This window comes from Pseudomonas gebzensis, assembly GCF_034427815.1.
Classification (GTDB): domain Bacteria; phylum Pseudomonadota; class Gammaproteobacteria; order Pseudomonadales; family Pseudomonadaceae; genus Aquipseudomonas.
In genome coordinates this window covers 59,296-83,908 of sequence record NZ_JAXQNS010000013.1, presented here as the reverse complement: position 1 = coordinate 83,908, position 24,613 = coordinate 59,296, and the positions used below count along the sequence as shown (strand labels likewise).

Genomic DNA, 24,613 nt, shown 5'->3' with positions numbered 1-24,613 from the left:
CTAGGGCTGGTTTTTTTGTTCTTTTCTCCTTCTTCTATCGTCCTCCTTTTGCTTCCCCGGCTTTGCCAATCCCGCTTGGCGTATAGGACATGTTCATAGGTTTGGAGCCAGCATGCTCGCCCTTGGAAACGAAAGCCATGAAGTTGCCCCGAGCCTTCTCCTCGCTGTGTCCGTCACCCGTCACCTCTTGACCGCCGTTCACCCAGCGCAAGCCCTTCTCGAATAGTTCTGATGGGAGCCCAAACACACGGACAATGGCTGAGTATGCGAAGATAATGCAGATTACAACAGCACCTATTGACGAGAACAACATTACAAAGCCGGACATTAAAACGCCCTGAACGTAGTCAAAGAACCAGGCAACGAGGTATGCGATTGGTTTAAGAGCAATGAAAATGGCGAAGAACCCAGCTACGCGTAGAATTGGATTGAGGTACAAGCCAATCATCAGCATATACCCCTGACGGGTGTGCTCGGTGCCCCAGCCTTCCTTTTCTGCAGTGCCGTGAGCAGCAAGCCAGAATGGAGAAACCAGCAAGCATTCGATGTAAAAGAGCATCCAAGAGATCACGCCCATAAACCAGATGCTTAAAGGGATTGTTGGAAGGATAACGCCTCCCACAAAGCCAACACCAATTAGGATTGCAATCATCTGGTCAATCAAAGGAAATAGGAATCGAGACAAAGCTTCAATGCCTGCCGCTGCTACAGTCCCCACCCCCCCAGCTGCCTTCGCCCCCATCCCAATTGGTAGAATCCAGCTGAAGAGGTTAGAGGACACAGCTTCGCCTGCTGCTTCGGCTGCTTTAGCAGCCATAACCGCACCAACAAAAATACCGCCTTTAGTTAAATACAAAGCTTCAGCTGTTGAACCAATTACAGATGATATGTACTGAACATTAATGATCAAGTCATCAGGTGAGTTCATCTGAAGTGCGGCTTTAGTTATGGCACTCAGCCCGTTGTACAAAGCCATCTTAGCCTTTTCAAAAATATCTCCACCATCGGAACCAGACATTGCAATTGCCGATAATGATGGGATGGTGCCACCTGTAGTTTGGTTGCTAACAGAGGCCCCAGATGCTGCATAGCCTGTCTTCAATGCGTTGATGCGCTGCGAAAGCTCTTGCAGACGCTGATCGGTAGACCACTCACCATCAATCTGAGGGTCAGTTGTAGTAGCCTGCATGAATTGGGCCAGACTGTTGATTTGAGACTGGTTTTTGTTGATCTGCCAGAACACCGTTCCTAGGCAAGCCCACCCGCACTCGATGGTTTGCTTCTTCCAGTCATTACCATTTTTTGCAGCAGTGTTGGCGCTATTGACGGCTTGTGCGACGATACTCTGACGACCTTCATTGTACTTTTGAAGAATCGATTCCAAGTCTCTGATAAGTCCGCTAGATTGCCCCCTTGCTTCTTTGAGAGCTTTTTCGAAGCTTGATTGTGCTCCAGAACCATTAGACTGCATCGACTTGAGCGCGTTTTGGTCAGACATGATCTGGGACGCGACCTTGGCAACTGATGGTTGTAAGGACTTCATGAGTTCGAGCACTTTTGCTTGTGCAGCGGAGGATGTCTTTTGGGAAATATCTTCCTTCTTGGAAAATTCAAGAACACCTGTGCTGTCTGGAACTTCGCCCTTAGCAGGTGCTGCAATTGTGATGGAACCGCAATATTCGGTGCGCGGGTTGGCAGCGCGATATGAGCTGGTGGACTCGTTATATGGATAAGAGAACTTATTGACAAAACCAGTTGAAATGTTACCCGTGGTAGTTACCGCATAACCAATAGTCTGATCGCCGGTATATGAGTTAATATACTGACGGCAAACTTCAGACGCCACCCAGCTAAATACTACATCCTCGCCGTTAATCAGTGCTGCGGACCTATATACGCCAAAGTCATATATGTAGTTTAGTCCAGCTTCCTGCAATACGTTCGCATGCGTGTTGCCTGTCTCGGCGATGCTGGTTACGCCATATTGCAGTCCCGAAAAACCGGATGTTAGCGGAACCATTAGAATGCTTGCTACAGCCATTCGCAGGGGCATCCAGAACGACGAGATGACCTGACCCCCTGGTACCCCCTTGTTCGCAGTCTGAATGATGTAGTTGGCGCCACCCACAACAAGAAGTACGGCCATCATGAAAGCGCCGATCGTGTTCAGGGTCAGCGATAGGACAGATAGGAGAGACTTCTCGCCGTGGGAACCTGTGTCTGCGCCATACGTGATCCAGTTGATGACTTTCTGCCCGAAGTCATAGGTGGCATTTGACGTGGCCGATAGCGAGCTGAATTTGAAGGTGTCGTCCGCCAAGGCCATCTGGGCCGCAACCAGGCAGCTGACTCCTATGATCAATGTAAGAGTTTTCAGAGAAAAAGCCCTCGTACTACTCATTGGGCTCTCCTGACTCTCCTGCTCTACGTCGAGCATTTTCCTCATTCAGGGCTTTCAAAACCTTAGTGCTCATCATGAGTCGCATGCCCGAGTAGAGAAGCAGTGGTACACCTAAAAACAGGTTGGAATTCATCCAGTCACCAATCTTCAGCCCCATGGCAACGCCACGAGGTATCAAAACCAGCCCATAGATAAGCGGGATTGTGACTGCGGCCACCATCAGGCGATGGCCGATTATCGACTTGGCGATCAGATGATCACTGATCACCTCCGTGGGGATGATGACCCTGTTTGAGACAACGTTGTTATTAAGGACGGTGCGCAGCAGGGGGAAGGATCCTCTTTTCTTAAGGATTGACGCCTGGTTGGACCAGGCTTTGGTGGCAAGCACAAACTTGACCGATCCCATGAGCGCGCCCGACTTTTTGGGGGGTGGTGGCTGTGCAACCTTGTCTTCATCAGCCTCAAAAGGCTGCGATTGATGCTCGCTTCTTACCATGATCTATCTCACTGGGGGCGTTTAGGCTAGCCTTGCGATTATGGTATAAGAATACGATACATTGTTAAACGTCTTGAGGTGGTACCTTGCTCGACCAACCCAGCACCCGAGGAGGCGGCTACGAACCAAGCGTTTTGGACGCTTCGGTCGTGGCTACAAGATGGCAGGAGGTCGGCGCGTCGATTGCCCGACTTATGACCTGGATGGATCACCAAGAGGTGTGGTTGAGCCAGGATGGCGAGGCTGAACTCATCCAGATGCTCAATCGCCTCATTGAGCTAAGCGAACAGGAATCATGGGTCAAGGATGTGCACAAGCCCCAGAACGCATCGGCCTTAGCCGAGCTGCTGGCCTGGGTGACGTCGTCAAGATTCTTTAGGGTGCTCGAAGTTATGGATCGCAACTCTCCAAATTTCGTTAACCGCCTTGTGCTGGCCCTAGGTCGCATTGGTGGTGATCCTGGCCGGTACGTTGATCTGTTCTATGAGCGGGTTCTGGTGGTTCATCGTGGCGAACTTCTTGGACTAGTTTTTGGAAATAGCCGGTCCAGTGCAATTACAGAAACCATCCGAACGATTAGGAACACGAGAAATGTCTAAGTTAAAGCCAGCTGCATTTTTGCTGTGCGCCAGTTTGGCTATGAGCGTGCAGGTGGCTGCTGCAGCAGACGAGGCGATGGTCGACTCAGCATGCGATATAGATGAGATGATGGCGGCTAATCAAAAAAAGATGAACGAGTTGGCAGTAGGTATTTACAAGGTTAATCTTGAAGAGCCGCTTGCCAAGCAAATTGAAACTGCTCCCTCTGTAAAAGATGCAAGCTGCCTTCCGATTCTAGATACTTTGGATACATTGTTACGCATGCGGATTCCCTCTACGGGTGCGATCATGAGCGGAATCATGGCGAAGATCCGAGACATGGCTTGCAAGTACGCCAACGATTTCATCGGTGGCGTGGTAGGGAAAATGCAGTTTAACGTATCTGACCCCTACGGCATCGCCTCAGTTGGCATCGGTGCTACCACTGGCGAGGGCGGCACTCAAGTCGAGCAATACGACTTTGGTGCTGTCGTGCGGGATAAAGTCATGGAGGCAGCTGCTGCAAAAGCCCGTGAGGTAATGAACGAGCAATCTCGCGGTGTTGCTGACAAGATCCCAACTGTTACACCCGATCGACTCCCGCGTGTTGAAAACAGTGTTAGGGACGTTGTTAAGGATGCTGCGAATGGCCTCTAAGTGTTTACTCAACATTGCAATTTCTGCGGCCTTGCTGGCTGGAGCTCAGTCGGTAAGTGCAACGGGCATTCCTGTCTACTGCTATAACTGCCAAGATGCAACATTCAACGCTGCACACAGCATCATTGATGCTATACGTATTCAGACTGAAGCTCAGATGAACGCTGCCGATTACGTGATGCGCACGGAGCTTGCCCTCCAAACAGCGATCGCAACTGCAGATGGCGTTACCAAGCAGCGCATCCAGAACGCATATGTGTCTGATCCTTCTATCGCTAAACCTCGTTTGGCCTGTGCACAAACCGCAACTGCAAACATCCGATCGGGCGCTAAAGGAGCAGCAAATACTGTTCGCAAAGCCTTGAGCAAGAAATCCTTGCAGTACAATGAGCGTGGCGTAAACCTACCACCTGGCGAATCTCGAAAAGAGTATTCGGTTACCAAGGTAATCGAAGTTTTTGCAAAAGACGATACGGATCCTACGACGGTCATTGATGATGCTCCAATTGCCAATGATGCCCAGGCAATTGCCAAGCACAGAGAAATACGGGACGCTACTACCAATCCGTTCCCTGTTGAGCTCCCTCCCGATGAAGAAGTCAAGCGCATCGAGAAAAAGGGCTCGCAGGGTGAACGGGAGGGGCTTTCCCAAATGAAAGTCCTGGCTGCGCGACAGCAAGCCGCACAGTTCATTTTAGACAAAGACGAGAGTAATCGCATTCAGTACATCAATTCAGGCTCGTTTAAAGAGCAGTTGGATTATTTAACTGAAAGCATGGACCCTGACACCAAAAAACTTTGGACCACAGGGAAGCTCTCGAAATACCAAGTGGACGAGCTAGGCTACAGCTATCGCGCTTTGTCTCAAACTTGGATCAAACAACAAAGCGCAAGCGTTAGCCAAATTCAGTTGCAAAAAGAACAGTTGCTCGCCACAGCAGAGCTTCTGCATCAGCAGGGTATTGCGAATAACCTAGCTTACGAACGTAATAAATTGATGGCTATGAAAGAGCTTCGCGAAGTTTCTAAAGACGGTCTGAAAACACGCTAAGGGGCGTTGAATGAGTGTTGAAAACGAATTGGCAGCCAGATTATCTGAGCGAATGAGCACTGAGCTTTCGGCAGATGAGGAGCTCGACGCTGTCCGAGAAATGGAATCTCTTTCTCGCGAAGATGCAGGTTCCCGCGTTGAGCCGACCCTGGACCTGAACGATGTCGAATCGCTGTTGGATCGGGCTTTTGAAAGCGCCACTGAAGAGTCGTCCGATCACGCTGGAATGGACTCCACGCTCTCAGAAGACGATTTGCTCGACTCTGCATCATTCGGAGAGGACGATCTTTCAGACGATGCTCTGCCAGGGGCAGACTCCTCTGAGGAGATCGCGGACGAGACCACGGCAGGACCTGGTCCAAATGAAAGCCTGATGGAGCGACTCGGAGAATCATTCGGGGACAAGTCTAAGGGTCCGGGCGGAGAGCCCGATGTTGCAGAAGATGCTCATGGGATGAGCCTCAACGCCAAGGATGCCTCTGTCAACGCTGCAATTAATGCTGCCATGACCCAACTGGGAAACGACACCGATGAAAGCGTCAAGCGAGCTATGGCGCAGGGAGACCGAGCAAGTCCGCAGGTACAGCAGGCTCAGCAAGCTCAGTTCGGCATTATTCAGGGCATGAGTTTACTGGGTGGGGCTGGTTTGATGGCGTTGGGGAACATGGTCAAGGCTGGAAGTGCTAGCATTTCCAATGGTGTTGCCAGCAACAAGTACCACCGCCTGTCAGGCGAAATCAGTACGCTGACCGGCGACATGGATACCATACTCAATAATCTCGACAGCGCTGGATTCACCTCGGCATTGAATGGGCTCAAAGACGAGCACAAAGTAGAATTTGTTAAGGAATTCATGTCGAGGCCTGAGAACAAACAGCAAGTTGATAACCTCGTGCAATCTGTCGGCAACCTTTCGACGAAGGCTGAGAAAGCACTTGTCGCTGGCGCAGCTGCAGGCTTTTCTGCAGACCAGCTTGATGTTGAAGTTGGTCGGAAAATTAAGAGCCTCAATGACAAGCACAAGCTGATTCTTGACTCGCTAGAAGATCACAATGGCAAGAAACTCAGCGAACGCTTGGACAGCGTGCTCAACAGGATCGGCGAGATGCTTCAACAACTGTTCAGAGCTGTGACGGACAAGCTTGGCTTCAACCAGCGCCCTGGGATGTAACCAATGGGCAAGGTTATGCGCGATGTCTCTATGCCAGCAATTTGGGGCGTACACCCGGAGGCTCAGTTCAATCCCATTGTCGTCAGGGGACAGCTTGTAACGACGGTGGAATGCGCACCCGCTGAGTGGGGTGCGCGGCTCGATGATCTTGGTTTTAAGAAGGGGAGCCGTGCATGGCTGCGTCTTGGCCCGATTACTGAATCCGAATTCCAATACCTCTCGCCTGCAATCGTCCTAAAAGGTTTTCGGACTGATGACCTGGTTGGCGATGGACTGGAACTCGTTGAACGAGCTGTACCAGCAGCCCTGCAAGACGAAATCGCCAATATCTGGCAAAAAAATATTGACGCCATTCTATTTGAGCTGAGCTTTCATGGAGTCAAGTCAAAGGCCGCTGCCTGGTCGCATGTTGAATCTGCCATAGAAGGCGACACAACCCCCGAGGCCGATTCTGTCGTTGAACTCGCGTTTGCGCGAATGCTTCACGAAGGACGATTGACGGGTGACTCACTAGAATATGCTGTGGCTATGAAATGGGACGGTGTGCCTGTCGATGAGCTGCTGCCTCGCGGTAAGCTGATTCTTGGTACTGGTGACTCAGTAAACTGGAGTGACGCATCGGATATCATAAAGTCTGGCCGCCTGGCTTCTCCCATGCGTGCTGGGGATCAAGAAGCGTGGGTGTACGAGAATGGTCCTCGATTCGTAGGTGGCATATGCGTGTCTACCCTTGGCAGAATCGAGAGGCACCAAATTCAGAACCTCGACATTGAACAGCCCGTAATCCTACCGATCGAGAGGCCCCAAGTCGAAGGACCCACAGAACCAACAGTTCCAACGAGTTTGGACTTCTCCAGCTTCACAAATGAGGTCCGGAGTTCTGCGCTGGCATTTGTGTGCAATAGCATCTACTTCCCAGGAGACCATTGGCGGTCCGATCTAGCTATAGCGGCTAAGGATGAACCTGAGCTAGCTGAGGTAGTGGAGTCGGTAGAGCAGATGCTCAATCAAATTGAAGGCGCCATACAGGCACTCTCACAGCATTATTACGGCTCAATAGGGGTTGGATTTTGTCTAGGGCGTTCTCGACATGGTCTGGACGACAATGAGGTCATGCTGCGGCTAGGAAACTTCAATGAGCATGGCTTTTACATGGTTGCCAGTGGAGTGAAGTCAGTGCCCGTCATGGATGGCGCTGTAATGGATTTAGGGAAGTCGGCGAATCTAGTCGACATTGACCTTCGAGCGACCCTGAGAGCATTCGAGGTGCAATCCAAAGCGCTAGGGCATGCAGTTGGTGTAGAGCGCGCTGTGCCGCTGGCGCTTTGCAAAGGACACAGGTTCACCAATGCGCTTACATACGTTAGCGAGGCCGACCTCGGCGCAGGCGTATCCGCTGAACAACTGATGTTGCTCGCAGCCGTAGCAAGTGCCAAGTACGGTGTCGCAAAAACATCCATCCATGGTCCAATGATGGAGTCGGATACCGACCTCAAGATTTTTAGCCGACCTGTACCCAGTGACTCCGATGGTGTTGCATACAGTGAGCTCAGTCTTGGCCTCACCCGTACAACTCTTGAATTAGTAGACTTTAGCCAAATACTGACCCAGATCCAGAGCGGCTCAGCGAATGGATCCATCAGCATTCTTCGAAAGGAGTTGTCTTTTGCGCACCTCACAATGTGGCGTGAAAGCAGCGGAATAGCCGAGGTTATTAGGACTGCAGAGGGTATTTCCAGCGTGTCAGGCGCCCACCTTCGCTTTTCACCTCATGTTGAGCATGAGGCAGCCGCGAAGGCCATGCTCCATACCATTGAAAAATTAGCTGTGAACGGCCTAGCCGGGGATAACGATAGCGAGCTACGCCTGGCGAAAAGGAGAGTTGAGACATTTACTCTACTTCCGCGCCTACACAAGGCAATTGAAGCCACACGTCAGGCGGACAATACTTCGCTCGTAGAGTGGGTGAGAAACCAATTAATGCGTTCCTACCAGGGGCGTATTTCTGGGTGGAGCGAAAATGGTTTGAAGCGAGCATGCACCACTGTCGCCAATGAGATCCGAGGCGGTCAAGGAGTGGTGGTGGCAGTTGGCATGGGTGACGGTCGTAACAAGTTGAAATGCTGGCAGGTCCGGGTTAGTGATGACGCGGTGCTTGAAAGTCGTGACGCCACTCTCGGTAGGGCTCTTGTGGAAACGAAGGAGCGGTACCGACTGAGGGCAAAGTTTGCCGTTTTCGATGCTGTAGCATTCTCAGACCCTGACTTATGTACCCTCCTTGCGGGAGAACGATCCAGCATCGAGAAGGTGATCGAAAAATCAACCGGCGTCTACCAGGATACCGGCGTGGTAGCCGGCTATGCGCGGAAGGACATTCGGGGCTTCAGTCGCGTTGACCTGCTTGCGCATGCTCTAGAAATGAGTCCTGAGCAGAAAGCTATTTACATTAAGCGGGAAATGATCTGGCCACGCGTAAGTTTTGAGGAGATGAAAGAGCAGGGGATTCACCTGCATACTGCCATCGCAATCGACACCCTTTGGAAGGCCATGCCAAAGACACCAAAATCATTGTCGTCGCAACATGTCAGGGCCTTCGCTGACCTAGTAGCATCCATTCGTGACGGGGTCTTTGAGCTAGTTGGGAAGATAAGGCGAGGTGAGATAGAAGATAGCGATCTTTATGACACTAAGCACATTAACGGCGCCCAGCTCGATGCAGAATTCAGGTCGCTCACTCAGCGAGCATGCTTCGACGAGATTGTTCGGGGCACATATCAAGACCGTGACCTCAAAATTCGAGGAATGAACGGCTTTAGTCTGAAAGAGTACATGCCTTTCTCTGGCTCACTTGCCATGCGAGAGCTGCTTGACAAGGCTAATTGGGATGACTTCCTGAAATCTAAAAAGGTGACCAGGCTAGCAACGGGATCCCGAGTTGCTAGGGATGAGGTGGTGCGGGTTGGAGAAGATCACCGCAAGGGAGTGTCAGTAACTTCAGAAGACTTCTTAAAAACCTTCGGATTTAGCGGAGTTGAATACGGGAACTGGACCAATCAAAAGGAGCGCGAAAAGCACCTCAATTTCTCCTATGACTCTATGATGGATTTTGCTCGGCTTATGAATTGGGAGCCTATGGCACTGAGCCTGGGCGGCCGTCTGGGGCTATGCATTGGCTCGCGAGGCCAGGGAGGTAGTGGTGCCGTTGCGCATTTCGAACCCGCAAATTATGCAATGAACCTCACACGAATGTCGGGCGACGGCTCGCTCGCTCACGAGTACTTCCATGCCCTCGCCAATCACTATGGCCACATACACACCGGCAAGCCTCAGGATCTACTTGAGACATTCGGGTATGCCCTGCAACGCAAAGGGCCGATGCCTGTGACTCATCACTCCAACCTCCGTGAGTCCGTGCGATCTGCGTTTCGAGATCTGCAAGTGGCCATCATGCGTAAGCCAGAACCAGGGGCGGACGCTTCTGTCATCGACAATTATACTGAGCTCTCTGACATGATGCAGGTCTCGCTTGACACCTCAGCCTACTACGCTGAGCCATGTGAGATGTTTGCACGCGCCATGGAAATCTGGTTCGCCGATCAATTAGCATTCCAAGGAAAAAGGAATGATTATTTAGTGCGAGACGGGATTGGGGGCGAGGTATATCCAGATGCTGAGCACCTGCAGCGGATCAACCGTTGGGTTACGCCGTTACTAGAAGCGATCGAGCTTGAAGTGAGAACTGTTTCGCACCCGATGATGGGTGACATCCAAATGCCCGTATTGCACAGTGAGGACCGATCCTACAGCCCTATTACCTCGAAAGATTTGGTAGAGCTTGCAAGTCACGAGTTGAACCGTCTGTTCGCTCGGTCGGCACCTAAGCTCATGCTTTTTAGTGAAGAAGGCGGTAAGGCTGGTTATTATCGAGCCGCTCTAGATGTGGTCGGGCTGAACGAGCGTTATGCAGATAATGAAACGGTTTACCACGAGGCCTGGCACGCTTGCGAAGCGAAGCTGTTGACCGCCATGGAGCGAAATTATCTGAGGGAAGCGTTCAGCCCAAATAGCGCTCTTGGAGGTTACGTCGTTGACGCGATGCGCCAAAATGAGTTGCCGGAACTGGCTATAAATGCTGCGCTATGTAGTCCTGCTGAAATGCAGGCCTACGCCTTCCAGCTCTGGGCTGTTGGCAAGCTCGACCTGACAGAACAGCGCATCAGCGAGTTCTACAAGGTACGGGGATTTGTAGATGACGTCAGTACTGTAGCTTCGCTACTGGGGGTGGGAAGAGCAGAGGATCTGTTCAAGGCATTCATGAAGGGTGAAATGGCAGTCAGAAGCGAAAACCAGGCTGCTGCAAGGGTAATATCAGTACACATCCCTCTGCCGTCAGATGATCAACTAGATAGATCGGCGGGAACGCCTGCGCCCAGCTATAGGGGTATGCGATAAAAAAAGCCCTCGTGAGAGGGCTTTTTTAGTTGGTGGCCTACTGCCTTGCCTTCAAGCTTGCCCAATCATTAGCGAGGGGGACGCCACCAAACGCCTCAATCACGCCACTGGAATTTTTGAAAGTCACGAATGGTGTCCCCATGCCAGGAGATGCTTCCCCGATGCTGTAGAACACAGCGCCAGCAGGTTTGACTTGCTCATAGTCCCCCTCAGTCAGAGATGCGATTTCCGTATGGTGGTCTTCCGCTCTCCACTGCTTATTGAGCACTTGGTCAAGCATCTCCAAGCCTTTAGCGTGGCTCTCGCTGTAGGTCTTCTGGATCAAGGCAGAGATGGGGTAACTACGAGCGTCCAAGAAGATTGGGATCCACCGGAATTCGACATCATAGGCAGCAGAGATCGCTGACTGCTGCTTGTACAGGCGCTGGCATGCGTGGCAAAGGGGGTCGAAAAGCACATAAACAATATTCGAACCTTCCGTTGTGCTGATGTAGTTCAACTCAGAAATGCCAGCATAAAACTGTTTGCGCTGATATTCGGCCTTTGTGGCCTGCGCCTTGAGGCCAGGATTAGGGTCGAAGGGGTCAGCCTGCGCTGAGCTTGGAACAGCTGCAGGCCCTACTGCTGACGAATCGTTAGGAGTCTGAGCCGTCGGAGCGGATGCCATGGAAGGCTGTGGCTGGGGTGCAGATTCGGGTTTCTGCATGACACGGCTTCGCTTATCCATCAGCGGTCCATTCAGGAGCTTAGTACCGTCAGCAGACAGGTACACAAACCCAGACGTCGCGGAGTTGTCTCGGTCGACCAGCATGTCAACTTCCCATACGAAGGTACCCAGGCCGAAATCGAGCTTCTCAACACTGCGCACGGCAGATCGCGGCATTAGTCGAAGGATGAGGGACGTGTCAGCGCCACTAGGATGGATGACAGCCACATCTGCAGGATGATCTCCGACTCCAGGAGCAGGTTGGCCAGAAGCGGGATCCGGTGAAGCAATAGCGTTGGTCTCAGGGGCGCTGCTTTTACTCGATATCAGGTACCAGCCTCCTGCAGCAGTGCAGGTAAAAGCGATGCACGCAATGGCAAGGGCGAGCCGATTGAACACTGGTTGACGTTTGACAGCGAAATCTTGAGACATTCATTGCTCCTGTGGGAAGTCGTGAGGCACGAACACGATCCATGCGTGGGCGCGGAAACGGTGCTCGGGACTAAAATTAACATCGTATCGTGATACTACACGGAGTAATTGAATCCTGCTAGGATACGCCGAAGCTGGGGTCGAGAGGGCGCCAGGCTGAACTGGAGCAAGGCGTGTCAACCTCGAATCCCACCCAAGCGACCCAACGCACTAAACCCGCGAGCGCGTCCAGATCAAAAGTGAGGCCTGCTGTTGCAGCGGATGAGCTCGCTGATTTGAACGGGCTTTTGGCAATGGCCCAGGTAGGGCTCAATGCCCGCGATGAGAAAACGATCAAAAATCGAATCATTGCTGGACTCTTTGGGTTGATGCTCGTTTCGATGACTGGGAATGTTGTTCAGTACGTATACCAGCCTGAGCCTAAATTATTAGGCGAAACGAGTGATGGGCGGATTAGACCTCTGCCACTCTTGTCGGAGCCTATGTATTCGCATAAGGAAATTCTGGCGTGGTCTCAGAAATGTGTCGAAGGCGCATATCGACTATCTTATGTCGACTGGAAAACATCGCTCAGCAATAACACGTTCTGTTTCTCGGATTCAACGCGCAAAGGATTTTCGGACAGCTTGCAAAAAATTGGCGTTCTAAGGTTTTTAACCCAGGAGCTTCAAGGGAACATTTATGCGAAATCGATGCAGCCAATCATGCGTTCTTACGCGATGAACAATAAAGGCTATTACGAATGGGTGGTAGATATCCCCTATACCATTTATATCGATGGTCGTGAGCGCGGTACATTGCCAGTAGTAATGACGATGCGTATCCGCAGAATGTCCCAAACAATCCGTGAAGATGGGCTCTGGGTTGAATCCTACCGCGTAGTGCCTGCGGGGCAAGGGCGTTGACGATGAAATCAATCGCTTTATCAGTTGCCCTATCAGCAGTTGTAGCATCTGGGGTTGCCCTCGCAGATAGCGAAAGCGCGGTAGTGAATCGAACTGAAGCCGCTGATGAACAGCGGAACGAATTCGTAAGCCATACTGAGACGATTCTGGGGGCCGATCCGCGTTCGATTATAAAAGCTAGACGTGCCATCATCCAGAACAGTGCGGCTCAGCGTGTCCCGATCGTGGAGACATTTGAGGATTTGAGCGAACCTCTTCTGGATATTGAAGAGACCTTCGAAGTCAGCAGTGAGCCTTCAGCTAAAACACCAATCATTAACATTGCGCGCTACATGAGCTCAAATGTTAACTTCGTGGACGCCTATGGCAATCCCTGGCCAGTCAGGAAAGTCCAGAGTTATTTAAGCGGGCTGGTCGATATCCAGAAAGCATCAGATCCGGCACCACAAACAGACGGAGATGCCAAAGGCGGTAATAACGGCATAGACCCGATGGACCCCCAAGCGGGCTCGTTCACCCTGACGGCACTAAAACATGGCGCAACTGGGAACATTACAGTATTTCTTGTAGGCCGTAGCCGCCCAGTGACGATCATGCTGGAGGGGCAAGCAGGCGTATTCCATAAAGAAGCGACAATGAAGCTTTTCTCGGAGGTTGGGCCACAAACCGACCTGGCGAAAGTCAGCCGGGGTGATGAGGTAACCGTTGGTACCCGTGCTGACGCAGATCTCAATAACACGCTATATGGAATTGGCCCGATCGGTAGTCAAGCAATGGTAGTTGAAGGTGGCGAGGGGCGAGCATGGACCATAGGCAAATGGATGTATTTACAAACACCTCTCTCGGTATTCTCACCACGGGTTGAAGGCGCAACCCATGCCAATGGGAAGTATCGTGCCTATAAGTTGCCTGCCAGTACTGTAGTCATGGCAAGCAATGAAGAAGGCAAAACGGTAACTCTCAAAATTAAGCGCATCGCCCAATCAGATGCCTTATCCGAAACTATGAATGGAAGTGGCTTCTAATGGCGCAGAGTATTGATGATGTCGAACTGGATAGCGTCGACGCGAATCCAGATGACCGCATTTCTGCGCGGAATCAAGTTGAGATTCCTGGTGTTGGCGGCATGGGTGCAGTTAAAAGCATCTTTGGACCTCAAAACCGGAAACGACTGTTTGTTATTGGAGGTCTCGCTGCAGTTGTTCTAGGCAGCTTTGGCTGGAGTTACTACTCAATCCAAGAGCCCCTTAAAGGTGGGGCTGGCGAGGTGACCGGTGGGACCGCTCGCACTCAAAAGAACGCCCAGCCGACAGATATGCAAAGGGAGGAAGCTACTCGTTATAACGATGAGGAGCTACCAAGAATTCAAGAGGAAAATCCTATGACTCACCCGATGGTGGTGACTGAGGATACGGGTGAGTTCAATCAAACGCGAGGATTCACACGGCCAGATAAAATCACCAATGCTGGCGATACCACTTCGGACCGGCGCTCAGATCAGGCGAGCCAGGACGGTAGCAGGGTACAGCCAAAGCAGGTGGTACCTCCCTCGACTCAAAGCGTCGAATTAATAAGCAAGCTCATGCTTGCTGAAGGTACAAATGTTCCTCAGTCCGAAACAATATCGTGGGCTTACCAGGCTCCAAAAAGAGCCACTTCGACTTTGGCCAGTGACACTTCGACTAGGACATCATCTGAAGCATATGGGAATAAAAGCTACGACAGTGCAGGTCAGGTGACTGGAGAGCTGCCAACCAAGTGTCAGAATCCGATCATTAGGGCTGGACATCAGTACGTTGCGCGCTCGACGATGGCGCTGAACAGCGATGTTGGCGGCCCTGTAATTGTAGAGCTTGTGAATGGCCCGTTGCGGAAGCACCGACTTTTCGGTGGGTTTGAGCGTAAAGATGAATGGATGCGGATGGAGTTTAGCTCCGTCGGTGGTATCAAAGATCCAGTCAAAGTTAATGCAATCGGCTTGGATATGGAGACAGTCCTAAATGCTGTAGGCGGCGATGTCAACTACCATACTTTATACCGATACGGGTGGTGGGGCTTCGGCACAGTTCTTAGCGCAATCGGTAAAGCTGCAGAAAGAAACTCAGATAAGCAAACCATTTTCGTTGGTGACAGTGTGGTAACCAACACAGCAAGTGACACAGCGCGTGAGATAAAAATGGCAGCAGGGGATCTGGGGCAATCACTCGGAGATGTGATGAAGGACCGCATTAATCGGCCTCTAACAGTGTCACTTGCAGTAAATGACTTGGTAGGCATCGTCTTTATGGAAGATGTGTGCGGCGATAAATAATTCAGGAAAATTGATATGGCTAACACAAACCAGCCTCCAAGAGACGATTACGGTTTTGACGAGGATGAGCTCAGTCGACCAATCAGTGACTCGGATCGGGATCGCGAATTCTTCCGCGATGATGATGATTCGATTCGAGATGACGTGGATAGAGACGATTTCGATGACGGACCAGAAGCGCCCTCAACGTCCTCTATGCAGAGTGCGCCTGAAACGGCAGAAAACTTTTTTTCTAAATACCGCCTGTATCTGATTGTGGGTGGCTGCGGTCTAATCATTTTCGGAGGGTTGGTTTGGGCCGCCATGAGAATGATGGCCCCCCATCCGGTTACCAGGAGTAGTGCTCCAACAGACTTTTCATCCCAGGCAATGATGCAGCGTACTAATCCTGCGACTTCTCCTGCCACCGATCCTGTTTTGATAGATGAAGAAGTAGTACCTGGACCGCAGCGGGCTTTTCCTAATGAGGACCAGGTTCAACCATCACCAGTGGGTCAAGTCCAACAACAAGTAGCCCCCATCACACAGCGGACCGTCCAGGAGCAAGACGACACTTTTTATGATTCGCTTGTACGAAGCTCTGACCGTGGCTCGGCAGAAGAACAAGTACCTAAGGTGCAGGCTGGCAGCGTATCCTCGCGAACGGACGACAAACTGGAGGCGTTGTCTAAAGCAATCACCGATAGCAGTCGAGAAATGGGTATCGTGTTGAATGCTGTGAAAGTATTGAGCGAGGACGTTAAAAGTCTGCGTCAACAGGTCGAGGCAAATAGTTCTAAATCCACTGCGCTTGAAAGTCAACTCGGGAAAGTGAGTGCTGGCCTGGACGACCTATCCAGGAGAACTGAATCGAGGCTCAAAGAAATTTCAAAGAATGCCGTTGGTGCGGCTATTGCAGCTGTAGCTAAGGATCAGAGACCAAAGCAAGAAAAACTGGTGCTTGTGGGAGGTAAGAGAGAGTCCGACTCACGGCCTTTACCCAAGCAGTCGGCCTCTGTTTCCAATACTGCTCCTACGCCTATCGTGCAGAAAACACCTGTCCGCGCAGTTGCTGCATCAGCACCGCAAGAGAATAAAGGAAATCAGGGACAGCAGTGTCAAGCACGAACTGTCTCGCAAAACTGGAAAGTTAAAGGCATCACCAATAGCGGCGCATATGTGCGACGAAGCGATGGCGAGGCGGCTATGCTTAGGCTTGGCTATGAGGTCTCTGGATTCGGGCGTGTCGTAAGTTTCGACCCCGTATCGCGTACCGTATGCACCACCAATGGCTTGATCGCGCGCTAGTCGGAAACACCAAATGGATTTTACAAGTATCTTCATGAACCTAAGTGCTGAATACCCTGTATTCTTGAGCACGATTCTCTACCTTTTCGCTGCGATAGGCGTATGGATTTCGGCAACCGGGATCTTGGCGATCGTTAAGCTAGGCAGGAGGGATACGGGTCTTGCTACACCAGGTTCCCATATTATGTGGCGAATCATTGGTGGGTCTTCACTAGTGGATCTGTCTCTCTGGACGAAAGCTTGGAGTGGCACTTTATGGGCAAATGCCGACCCCTTGGGTATCTCTGAGTATTCAGGTAGCGGAAATGGCGTGTATGACTCAGCGATCATGGCAGCTATCGGGATCATGGTTTTGACTGGTTATGTAACTTTGGGTCGCGCTTACATGATGGCGGCTAAGCTTGGAACTGTTTCAATTGAGTCTCGTGGTGACTTGGTCGGCAGTATCTTTGCAAGAATCGTCGCAGGTTCGGCATTGGTGTGTACGGTACATGTCGCGATGGCAATCCAAGCCTCTACAGGCTTGGGGTTTTTTAAATAAGCTGGAGAAATACTGAATGATCGTTAATAAGGCAGTTGGAATTCGTCTGGCTATGGTGGCCGCAGCGGCTGTACTTCTCACGGCCCCGTGTGTAGCTTCTGCGGCATCCGGCCCGTTGCTTTCTACATTTATGGAGGGCTGGAAAGATGAAACCAAAATCGGGCTTCCAATCCTGTTGCTGCTGATCGGTGGCCTCGGTGTTTTGTTTGCCTCGTGGGGCATCATCTCAGCCATTTCCACCAAGAAGCAGAACCAGCCACTGACCTGGCAGCTCTTTGCGATTCTTGGAGGCGCAGCTGCAGTTGTAGGCCCGATCTTCGTACTGGCAACGTCTGGTTCCCTTACCTCGGGCCAAGGCAACGGTTCTAGCCAATTTGACGATTTGGGCATCAAGTACTAAGGGATTTCTAATGATTGGAACGGTTGACAATCCCGAGCTCGCAATGAAGATTATTTGTGGGCTTTGGCATGAACATGATCGATTAAAACCTATTGGCATGAAAGTGCTCACCAAGGCGAATTTCAAATGCTCGCAATGTGGTTTTGTCAGTCGTTCCAGCAAAAGGATTCCACACGGATTCATGGTTCCAGTAGACCTAAATCACCCAGGCTTCGCAGCAAGCTCGATCGATCGGGCAATATGTCTCTGTCCGTTCTGCGCGGCTGCAAAGGCTATCAATTGGTCCGCAGTAGAGCATCCCGCGCATCATGGCGAAATCCTCCCAGTAGCTGGGTCTCTAATCTGGTTGCCTGAGATGCCCCAGGCAAAACTCAACCTGATTGCAACTTACATTGCCATTAGCCAAAACTGCATGGATGTGACTCATCCATTGTTTGAGTCCCTGCACCAAGCAGACTTGTCTTTTCGAGGACGCAAGGCACACCTAGCAAGTAATATCCCTCTTTATAAAGAGGACTGTGATTCAGACTTTGCTCGTGCCCTGGCGTTGCTTCCAAACGAACTTATGGCTTCGCGTGACAAAGTTCTGAAAGGTGTCAGGTTTTGGCCAAACGTAGTTTATTGGGGGCCGCAAGCCAGATACTGGGCCCAAGCGACATACAAAGCGATAGAAGAAAAAAATAAGTTTTTTAGAGGGGTTTAGGATGGCTCTGAAGATTGGTGTCGTTTTGTTCAAAGACGCTTCACCCTTTAGCAGGGAAGGTAATGTTGCCTGCGCTTATGGTGGGAGGCCTTTTTTTTTTAATGCCACAACAGATCTTCCCTCCCAAACCCTTTGGGTCACAAACGCTCCTTCAAACTCGTTGTACGAAGCAGGGCTTAGTCGAAGCCCGCATATAGCGAGCGACGGGTATTTCCGCACAAGGTTGAGTCAAATTGCCCAAGAGCTGGGCTTGACAGACGATATAATCAGTATTGAGCAGCAAGTTAAAATCATGGCAGAAGTGCTGGGCTGCGCAGCAGACATGCTTAAGACACAGCTCGGCCTAACGCAGTATCCTGCCTATGGAATGCCTCAGGCAGTAGGGCAGATGTACGGAGGAGTTGAGCATCCAAGGAACACCTTGACGCATAACGTAGCTGAACTTGCGTGCCAGCGCTTCACAGCATGTGAAAGGCAGCGAATATACGAACGAGCCGAGCTTTTCAGCTACTGGGCTCCGCGAATGACTTGGGCTAATCAAATGCTCGAACTGCCTTTGCCGGATGGTAACGTTGAGCTAATCGCCAAACACAAACTGCCTGATCTGGGCCGTAATCCCACCTCGATTGTTGACTGGGCGTACGAGCGGGAGGCACCCCTTCCTCTATTCGCCAAGATTAAGCTTCATGGCGTTCAAGAGCGGGTAGGGCGTCTGATGAATTATGGAGCTGGGGCACTCGGAATATCCAGTCAAACAAAAAACGGCCAGGATTATGAAGCGCGTAATTTTAGGGACTGGACTGCTTTGCCAGAGCTTGCTTTCCTCAGCAACTATGGTGAAGTTGAAATTCTCGATGTTGCAATCGCTGATCGCTGGCAGAACACAGGTTTGCGCACTTTCAAAACCAAGCATTCAACTGTCTCGTACGCTTACGGGATAGCTGCTGAAAACCTCTGGGTGGGTACGCTCAGAAAGAACAGCGGAAGATTCAATATCTCAACAACTCTTTCAACCGCTTGGCTCCAAGCAGAAGATCGTATGCGGTGTCTCAAAATCGCTCTAAATCTCCAGAAAGCTGGTATGGAGATTTTAAATTATGGGAACGGGCGTATCTCCGTGGTCTGCCCCCAATCTGTACGTGGCCTGATACCTCAAGCGGCTTTAGAAAATGGACTATTGTATCCTGCCAGCTTAGAGGGGCTGAACCCATACCCGGCAAGTAGCAAAAATGCTCTTTGTGTGCAGCAGCGACTAATTACTGACAGAGAATACCTGACCAACATCCGCATAGACCGTGAATGTAGAGGGCAACTGGAGTCGGTATATGCGCCTAAACGACCAGCAAACTGAGATTGTTGAATTTCCCTCCGACCAGTCCTGCCTGGTCATCGCTGGTGCAGGCTCAGGTAAGACTACAGTAATTGCCCAGAAATCGTTGCGGTTGGCAAAAGAGCTTCCTGCAGGAAAGAACTTGCAGATGCTGACTTTCAGCAACAAGGCAGCTAAAGAAATGAAAGCCCGTGTCCAGCGGGTTAATGGAATCATCCCTCAAAATGTCACAATCGATACATTCCACAGCTTTGGAATGAAATTGATAAAAGACGACCCGCATGGATTCGGCCTGAGTCAAGAATTCAGTCTTTTGAATGAGACTGACGTTAAGCGCTCATTGCGGTCGCTTGCCCACGCCTACGGCCTGCCAAAGAAATTGGACCCTTCTGATAAGAAGCGGTTGAATCCAATACACTGGTTGAATACCTGGAGCTTGAAGCGACAAGCCGGATACGATGTGAAGAACCACGTTAAAAATAAGGATTTCCTCTGTGAGTCTTTACTCACTACGCACAAGCTTTCTGTGTCAGAAACTGAACTTGCTTGGAAGACACTTTCAGGGTTTGAGGCATTAAAGGACCATACTAACAGCGTAGACTTCGACGATCTGCTCTATCTGCCATTGTTACGGGTAAGTCGAGAGGAATGCTTTCTCGGTCGAGTTCGAGATAAGATTGGCGCTTTATTGGTCGATGAGGCCCAAGACAACAACAGAATTCAGTATGGGCTGATCGCCAAAATCGCACGAGGGCACTGTGCGGTGACTGTTGTTGGGGATGATGACCAGTCCATTTATGGCTGGCGTGGTGCCGAGGTAAAAAACCTCAAGCGGTTCCAGAGCGATTTTTCAGCTACTACCCTGAGGCTTGAGCAAAATTACCGATCGACACAGGCGATCGTAAATGTCGCCCGTGATTTGATACAGCACAACGATGAGCGAATCTCCAAATCACCGTTCTCGGAAGGGTCCGTGGGTGATGAGCCCACGCTGAACGCTTATCCTGATCACTGGCAGATGGTGCGCGAAATTGCGGAGGGAATTTCCCGACAAATCCATGATGGCGTCTCAGCCAGTGACATAGCAATATTGTATCGAACGAATCGGATGGCTGCTCTTTTAGAACCGGCGCTTCGCAGGGAGAGGATCCCGTATCATGTAGTTGGTGGTATGAGTCTCTTTGATCGCGCTGAGGTAGCTGCCATTACCAATGCCGTGCGACTTGCTCGTAATCCACAAGACTCACACGCATTGAAGTCTCTGGCGCAGTACGTTGATGGCTTTGGCGATGCTTCATGTTATGCGGTATGTGACTGGTTAGAAAATACGCCTGGATCTTCTTTGTATGAATTGCCTGAGTCGATACCCAATCTACCCAAGAAGGGGGCAACTGCCCTTCGCGCCTTCATTGGCGATCTGCAGTCAGAGGCTCTGCTATGTCACACGGCTGTCGACTTCGTCGAGTGGGCAATCGTTGGGCCGATGGCTCTGCTTGATCGAGAAAAAGATGATCAGATCAGGGAGAAGAAAAACCAATGTCTTCGTGTGTTGGCTGATAATATCCAAGATGAATTATCCGAACGTCAAGCTGCAGGAGAGTCACTTTCGTGGCGTGACATTGCGGTTGAGATAGCTCTCAGAGAATCAGGCCAGACGGAAGGCACCTCTCAGCAAATTACGCTTAGCACGGTCCATAGATCAAAAGGTCTAGAGTGGCCGCATGTTTTAGTTGTAGGCTTGAGTGAGGGCCTGATGCCCTTAGATGCCCGAAGCGATATCAGTGATGAAGACGCTGGGTACTCGCATATTGAGGAAGAGCGTCGGTTGGGATATGTGGCCATCACTCGGGCCAAAGAGACCTGTGTGCTCTTCCATTCAGCCAGGTACGCATTCCCTGGTTCTGACGATAATAAGGTTTACGAGCCATCTCGCTTTCTCAGCGAGATGGGGTTCTCTTGTGAATCTTTAATGCAACCTGATCTTAAAACTGTGCAGGAAACGCATCCCGGTTCGTATAACGAAGTGCGTTCGGCAATGAATAAAGCAATGGGAATGGTATTCTGATGTTTATCGATCGATTTCTTGACAACATTGAAGACTTATACGACGGCTGGAGGGGGTGGACTGCCTCAGATCCAACTCAATATTTCCCCATCGCCTGTGCCCATGACGACAATACCATGGCGCTATTCAACGGCTCGCTCATGAGCGTGATTCGGGTGAACGGTTTCATGGGGCAGTATTTTCCAACCCAATTTGAACGCTTGCGTGACGAATGGATCAAGTTTATTCGTATGACTACGAATGGAAAAAAACAAAAGGGCAGCGATTTATTTTGGTTTCTTGAGTTTGATCCAGACGGCATGCGTGATGAGATTTTGCAAAGCCGTAAGCTGATGATCGAGGCAGGCAAGCGACGGGGGCTGAATACCGAAGACGTACTTCTGGAAGAAGCTGAGGTCTATGGTTCAATATGTGCGCGAGAACGACAATATTTACTGGTCGTAACGCATATTGATGCCCTGCCTAAAGCAGATCAAAAGACCGCTTTGGAAGAGCGAAAACGTGACATCAAGGTCGCAGCCAAGGGTCGCAACAGCATGAGCCTCAAGGCCGGTGTGCGCGCTTTGGAGGCTCTCCATGAGCAACAGGTTAACAAGGTCAAGCTGTTTATGGGTCGCGAGGCGAGCCGCTATTCATATGAGAGGCTGGATAGCTACACAGCTTTGAAAGAAATGCGATTTGCCATGTTGCCCGCTGCAACCGGTCCTGGATGGAAAGCCTTGCTAAAGCCCAAGGATATTCGCTCCCGTGGAACGGAAGAGGTACGTCAGGCATATAAGGACGCGCAGAAGTCAGATGGTAAGCCCAACGACTGGTCATTTAAGCTGCCACCTAAATTATCGCAGCAGATGATGGAAGACTGCATAGATCTGGGGAAGTTTGCTGTCATTGGAGATCGCGTGTATGCGCCAATGTACGTTTCTGAGCTTGCTTCGATGCCAGAACACCTTGAAAGCTTCCTTGCTACTTGCTACACCCGGAGGTTGCCAGTCCGTCTGGCCTATAGCTTGATGACCAATTCACACCAAGCGAATTATTGGAATCGCCTTTTTGCCTCAGTGTTTTCGTTCGCTTCGCAAAGCAATCGTCAGATATCCAAAGCTGATCAGGCCCTGTCCCTCTATGAGGAACAAGGTGGATCTGTTTTGGGATATGGTTTGGCAGCTGCGACCTGGGCAAAGGTAAATGTTACCTACGACGTGCAAGGCGCTCCACGTTATGATGTAGAAAAGCTGCAATCACGTGCACGAGATGTTGAAACACTGCTCCAGCAATGGGGCGGGCAACAAGTAGAGACTATGTACGGTTGTTCGATTGAGGCAACGATGTCGTCCACCCCTGGGTACGCGATTCCACCCATTTGTCCGAAGGCGCCGCAAACTGAATTTGATATTATTACCCAACTCCCCCTCATGCGACCAGCTAAGATATGGGATCCTCAACTTGGCATGTGGTTCAGGACTGGTGACGGTTTGTTGATGCCTCATCAGCCCAAGAGCAAAAAACAAAATGCCATGATATCTCTTATCACTGGGGGGATGGGATATGGAAAGTCTAACTCCATCTCAGATCATATTTTTTATTTTGCCAATCATCCCTTGGCTCAAGAAATGGCTTACATTCGAGTCATTGACTTTGGTGCTTCCTCTTCTGGCGTTGTGGACATGATTAAGGAGTCCTTGCCCAATGATAGAAAGCACGAGGCTGTTTTCTCTGAATTCAACAATACCCAAGATGGTATTGTAAAAAATCAACTTGATTTGCGCCTTGGTTTACGGGTGCCTTTGGCCGATCACAAGGCATATCTTAAGAATCTTTTTAGCGTTGTATGCCATGAGCTTCTTGCTTCCGCTGGCGTCGCTAACGTTATGAGCATTCTCAGCGATGTGATCGATGAAGCCTATAGTTCTAAGAACCCACAAAATCGTGGCGCGCAGCCTAACTTCTACGAGCCCTATGGGGCGCACCCTAGCGTAGTGCAAGCCCTTGAAAAGATTGAGTTCAATTATCGAGGAGACGATACCTACTACGATATTTCTGACGCTCTGGCCGAGTACGGCATCAAAAATAAGGACGATGGGGTCATCTATGCTGCCAGGGTCGCTCAGCGTTATGCGGTTCCCACTTTATCTGATGTTATTCGTGCTGTTGACCGTGTGGCGCCGAGCCATGAGCGCTCTCAGCATAACGGCAAGCCCTTAACTAACGCGATCGGGGTGGCGCTCTCCTCCGCGAATACCCTGTTCCCATGCATGCAGGGTGTGACCAACATCGATATCACTGAAGCGCGTGTGTGTGTCTTTGACATGACTACCGTTTTTGGTCGAGGAACAGAACCCTTTGATGATTGGATCAGGACCATTCTCTTTTCCGTTGCGATGCGTCTATTGACAGAGGATCTATTCATCAACCTTGAGTATACTGGCGCTGAAATCAAGAAACTTCGCAAATCCATGCCAATCCCTGAGCATGTCATTGATTACCACCTCCGCTATCTGCAGATGCAAGATGAAGTGGATAAGGTGTTTATTGCTGACGAGGTGCATCGCCTAGGCAAGGTTGCTGGAGCCCATGACCTTATAAATTCAATGGGTTTTGAAGGTCGAAAATACAGTGTTGGGATCCTTCTTGGTACTCAAATGATCGATCACCTTCCAGCGGATTTGGTCAGCCTCGCATCGACGATCTTTATTTTTGGCTGCAGTCAGGATATGAAGACTGCCAAGCGGATCCAAGAGGTTTTGAGCCTGAATGATGATGAGCGGGAGGCCATCTTCAATATCACAAAGCCTACTGCTAATAAGGGGGCGATGGTGTTTGTACAGTTCAAGACGACGGACGGCGTACAGAATCTGCTCTTGCACTTCCAGATGGGCGGAATTAAGCGATGGGCTTTCGCAACGGAGCCTGATGAGCGAGCACTTCGTGGTATCCTATACCGCGATGGACCATCACCCTCGTGGGCACGCGCAACTCTGGCAAAGCATGTGCCAGACACCGAGGCCGCCATCAAACAAAAGATGTCCAGTGTTGGTGATAAAAACTTGAGTCGGCAGGACGCAACAAGGCTGATTGCGGCTGATCTGCTCCGAAGGCTGCAGTGACACGTGGTAGGTTAAGACA

General features: G+C 50.7%; 18 protein-coding genes. 15 read left to right on the top strand and 3 right to left on the bottom strand.

Translation table 11 applies throughout. The features are described 5' to 3' along the window. Positions 1-34: 34 nt before the first annotated feature. Positions 35-2,401, bottom strand: coding sequence for a DotA/TraY family protein (locus SJI00_RS20955; protein WP_322463591.1), 2,367 nt, complete (start codon positions 2,399-2,401; stop codon positions 35-37). Further along, positions 2,394-2,900, bottom strand: coding sequence for a hypothetical protein (locus tag SJI00_RS20950; protein ID WP_322463590.1), 507 nt, complete (start codon positions 2,898-2,900; stop codon positions 2,394-2,396). The genes SJI00_RS20955 and SJI00_RS20950 overlap by 8 nt, the downstream gene beginning before the upstream one ends. An 86-nt stretch (positions 2,901-2,986) precedes the next feature. Between SJI00_RS20950 and SJI00_RS20945 the strand changes: the two genes are divergently transcribed. Genes SJI00_RS20945 through SJI00_RS20925 form a run of 5 tightly spaced genes read left to right on the top strand, consistent with a single transcriptional unit; the run spans position 2,987 to position 10,810 of the window. Further along, a complete protein-coding gene (locus SJI00_RS20945; protein ID WP_322463589.1) occupies positions 2,987-3,499 on the top strand; it encodes a type IVB secretion system protein IcmW in 513 nt (170 codons plus the stop codon). Continuing rightward, positions 3,492-4,136 carry a hypothetical protein gene (locus tag SJI00_RS20940; RefSeq protein ID WP_322463588.1) on the top strand — a complete coding sequence of 215 codons (645 nt, stop codon included), beginning with the start codon at positions 3,492-3,494 and terminating at the stop codon, positions 4,134-4,136. Before SJI00_RS20945 ends, SJI00_RS20940 begins: the two co-directional genes overlap by 8 nt. Further along, positions 4,126-5,187: a hypothetical protein gene (locus SJI00_RS20935; RefSeq protein ID WP_322463587.1), complete on the top strand. Its 1,062-nt coding sequence runs from the start codon at positions 4,126-4,128 to the stop codon at positions 5,185-5,187. Before SJI00_RS20940 ends, SJI00_RS20935 begins: the two co-directional genes overlap by 11 nt. Before the next feature lie 10 nt (positions 5,188-5,197). After that, a complete protein-coding gene (locus SJI00_RS20930) occupies positions 5,198-6,358 on the top strand; it encodes a hypothetical protein (RefSeq protein WP_322463586.1) in 1,161 nt (386 codons plus the stop codon). Between the two features lie 3 nt (positions 6,359-6,361). Beyond that, positions 6,362-10,810, top strand: coding sequence for an LPD1 domain-containing protein (locus SJI00_RS20925; protein ID WP_322463585.1), 4,449 nt, complete (start codon positions 6,362-6,364; stop codon positions 10,808-10,810). 37 nt (positions 10,811-10,847) lie between these two features. Here the strand turns inward: SJI00_RS20925 and SJI00_RS20920 are convergent, their stop codons facing one another. Then, positions 10,848-11,948 carry a DsbA family protein gene (locus SJI00_RS20920; RefSeq protein WP_322463584.1) on the bottom strand — a complete coding sequence of 367 codons (1,101 nt, stop codon included), beginning with the start codon at positions 11,946-11,948 and terminating at the stop codon, positions 10,848-10,850. Between the two features lie 173 nt (positions 11,949-12,121). Between SJI00_RS20920 and SJI00_RS20915 the strand changes: the two genes are divergently transcribed. From SJI00_RS20915 to SJI00_RS20870, 10 genes are read left to right on the top strand one after another with little or no spacing between them, the layout of a single operon-like run. After that, positions 12,122-12,853, top strand: a complete 732-nt coding sequence (locus SJI00_RS20915) for a DotI/IcmL family type IV secretion protein (protein ID WP_322463583.1) — start codon at positions 12,122-12,124, stop codon at positions 12,851-12,853. Positions 12,854-12,855: 2 nt separating this feature from the next. Then, entirely contained in the window at positions 12,856-13,878 is a 1,023-nt protein-coding gene (locus SJI00_RS20910) for a DotH/IcmK family type IV secretion protein (RefSeq protein WP_322463582.1), read from the top strand. Further along, on the top strand, positions 13,878-15,164 hold the full coding sequence (locus SJI00_RS20905; RefSeq protein ID WP_322463581.1) for a DotG/IcmE/VirB10 family type IV secretion system protein: 1,287 nt from the start codon (positions 13,878-13,880) through the stop codon (positions 15,162-15,164). The genes SJI00_RS20910 and SJI00_RS20905 overlap by 1 nt, the downstream gene beginning before the upstream one ends. A 15-nt stretch (positions 15,165-15,179) precedes the next feature. Continuing rightward, positions 15,180-16,451: a hypothetical protein gene (locus SJI00_RS20900; RefSeq protein WP_322463580.1), complete on the top strand. Its 1,272-nt coding sequence runs from the start codon at positions 15,180-15,182 to the stop codon at positions 16,449-16,451. Positions 16,452-16,464: 13 nt separating this feature from the next. Beyond that, positions 16,465-16,992 (top strand): hypothetical protein, encoded by a 528-nt coding sequence (locus SJI00_RS20895; protein WP_322463579.1) that lies wholly within the window; start codon positions 16,465-16,467, stop codon positions 16,990-16,992. 16 nt (positions 16,993-17,008) lie between these two features. Further along, entirely contained in the window at positions 17,009-17,392 is a 384-nt protein-coding gene (locus SJI00_RS20890; RefSeq protein WP_322463578.1) for a hypothetical protein, read from the top strand. A gap of 43 nt (positions 17,393-17,435) precedes the next feature. Then, entirely contained in the window at positions 17,436-18,095 is a 660-nt protein-coding gene (locus tag SJI00_RS20885; RefSeq protein WP_322463577.1) for a hypothetical protein, read from the top strand. A gap of 1 nt (position 18,096) precedes the next feature. Then, complete coding sequence (locus SJI00_RS20880; protein ID WP_322463576.1) at positions 18,097-19,446, top strand: hypothetical protein; 1,350 nt, start codon at positions 18,097-18,099, stop codon at positions 19,444-19,446. Beyond that, complete coding sequence (locus SJI00_RS20875) at positions 19,421-21,490, top strand: ATP-dependent helicase (RefSeq protein WP_322463575.1); 2,070 nt, start codon at positions 19,421-19,423, stop codon at positions 21,488-21,490. The genes SJI00_RS20880 and SJI00_RS20875 overlap by 26 nt, the downstream gene beginning before the upstream one ends. Next, positions 21,490-24,594 carry a hypothetical protein gene (locus tag SJI00_RS20870; protein ID WP_322463574.1) on the top strand — a complete coding sequence of 1,035 codons (3,105 nt, stop codon included), beginning with the start codon at positions 21,490-21,492 and terminating at the stop codon, positions 24,592-24,594. The genes SJI00_RS20875 and SJI00_RS20870 overlap by 1 nt, the downstream gene beginning before the upstream one ends. Positions 24,595-24,613 lie beyond the last annotated feature (19 nt).

What these genes read in the sequence shown, in the direction of transcription:
- SJI00_RS20955 (WP_322463591.1), bottom strand. Translation starts at nt 2,401, where the DNA reads ATGAGTAGTACGAGGGCTTTTTCTCTGAAAACTCTTACATTGATCATA.
- SJI00_RS20950 (WP_322463590.1), bottom strand. Translation starts at nt 2,900, where the DNA reads ATGGTAAGAAGCGAGCATCAATCGCAGCCTTTTGAGGCTGATGAAGAC.
- SJI00_RS20940 (WP_322463588.1), top strand. Translation starts at nt 3,492, where the DNA reads ATGTCTAAGTTAAAGCCAGCTGCATTTTTGCTGTGCGCCAGTTTGGCT.
- SJI00_RS20935 (WP_322463587.1), top strand. Translation starts at nt 4,126, where the DNA reads ATGGCCTCTAAGTGTTTACTCAACATTGCAATTTCTGCGGCCTTGCTG.
- SJI00_RS20930 (WP_322463586.1), top strand. Translation starts at nt 5,198, where the DNA reads ATGAGTGTTGAAAACGAATTGGCAGCCAGATTATCTGAGCGAATGAGC.
- SJI00_RS20925 (WP_322463585.1), top strand. Translation starts at nt 6,362, where the DNA reads ATGGGCAAGGTTATGCGCGATGTCTCTATGCCAGCAATTTGGGGCGTA.
- SJI00_RS20920 (WP_322463584.1), bottom strand. Translation starts at nt 11,948, where the DNA reads ATGTCTCAAGATTTCGCTGTCAAACGTCAACCAGTGTTCAATCGGCTC.
- SJI00_RS20910 (WP_322463582.1), top strand. Translation starts at nt 12,856, where the DNA reads ATGAAATCAATCGCTTTATCAGTTGCCCTATCAGCAGTTGTAGCATCT.
- SJI00_RS20905 (WP_322463581.1), top strand. Translation starts at nt 13,878, where the DNA reads ATGGCGCAGAGTATTGATGATGTCGAACTGGATAGCGTCGACGCGAAT.
- SJI00_RS20900 (WP_322463580.1), top strand. Translation starts at nt 15,180, where the DNA reads ATGGCTAACACAAACCAGCCTCCAAGAGACGATTACGGTTTTGACGAG.
- SJI00_RS20895 (WP_322463579.1), top strand. Translation starts at nt 16,465, where the DNA reads ATGGATTTTACAAGTATCTTCATGAACCTAAGTGCTGAATACCCTGTA.
- SJI00_RS20890 (WP_322463578.1), top strand. Translation starts at nt 17,009, where the DNA reads ATGATCGTTAATAAGGCAGTTGGAATTCGTCTGGCTATGGTGGCCGCA.
- SJI00_RS20885 (WP_322463577.1), top strand. Translation starts at nt 17,436, where the DNA reads ATGAAGATTATTTGTGGGCTTTGGCATGAACATGATCGATTAAAACCT.
- SJI00_RS20880 (WP_322463576.1), top strand. Translation starts at nt 18,097, where the DNA reads ATGGCTCTGAAGATTGGTGTCGTTTTGTTCAAAGACGCTTCACCCTTT.
- SJI00_RS20875 (WP_322463575.1), top strand. Translation starts at nt 19,421, where the DNA reads ATGCGCCTAAACGACCAGCAAACTGAGATTGTTGAATTTCCCTCCGAC.
- SJI00_RS20870 (WP_322463574.1), top strand. Translation starts at nt 21,490, where the DNA reads ATGTTTATCGATCGATTTCTTGACAACATTGAAGACTTATACGACGGC.